Raw genomic sequence first — 535 nt, forward strand, 5'->3', positions numbered from 1 at the left:
TGTAGCCTTCCCCGCAAATTGGACAGCTTAAAATTAGACAAAATATTAATTTTAAGCAGTCAAAAAACAGTTATGAAAAAGTCAAGATTTACAGAGAGTCAGATAGTAAAGATACTCAAGGAGTATGAAAGTGGTATTGAAGCCCAAAGTTTATGTCGTGAATATGGGATATCTCGAGCCACCTTTTATAATTGGCGCAAGAAATATTCTGGGATGGAAGTCTCTCAGCTTAAACGATTAAAAGAATTGGAAGAAGAAAACCGGAAGCTGAAACAAATGTATGCTGAGGCGAGTCTGGATAATAAGATGTTAAAAGATTTGTTGGGAAAAAAGTTTTAAAGCCCTGCCAGAAGAAAGCAAGAGCTGAATACTTACAGACAAGTTATAACATCAGCATTGGCAGGGCATGCCGATTAACGGATTTGCATCGCTCGATGTGGTATTATGAAAGCCGGCGTGATGATGGGGAAGTAATTGATAAGCTCAATGAACTGAGTGAAAAATATCCCACCAGAGGATTTGATGAATATTATGG

Annotated in this window: 1 protein-coding gene; it reads left to right on the plus strand. The window is 37.8% G+C overall.

The window, feature by feature from the left end; all coding sequences use genetic code 11:
- The first annotated feature begins 72 nt into the window (after positions 1-72).
- Positions 73-339 carry a transposase gene (locus ACT29H_RS16780; protein ID WP_444822805.1) on the plus strand — a complete coding sequence of 89 codons (267 nt, stop codon included), beginning with the start codon at positions 73-75 and terminating at the stop codon, positions 337-339.
- Positions 340-535: the final 196 nt, after the last annotated feature.

It is taken from the genome of Thermophagus sp. OGC60D27 (assembly GCF_052400625.1).
In the GTDB taxonomy this organism is placed as follows: Bacteria; Bacteroidota; Bacteroidia; order Bacteroidales; family Marinilabiliaceae; genus Thermophagus.

Excerpts from the sequence above, each read along its gene's own strand:
- ACT29H_RS16780 (WP_444822805.1), top strand. The coding sequence starts at position 73 with ATGAAAAAGTCAAGATTTACAGAGAGTCAGATAGTAAAGATACTCAAG.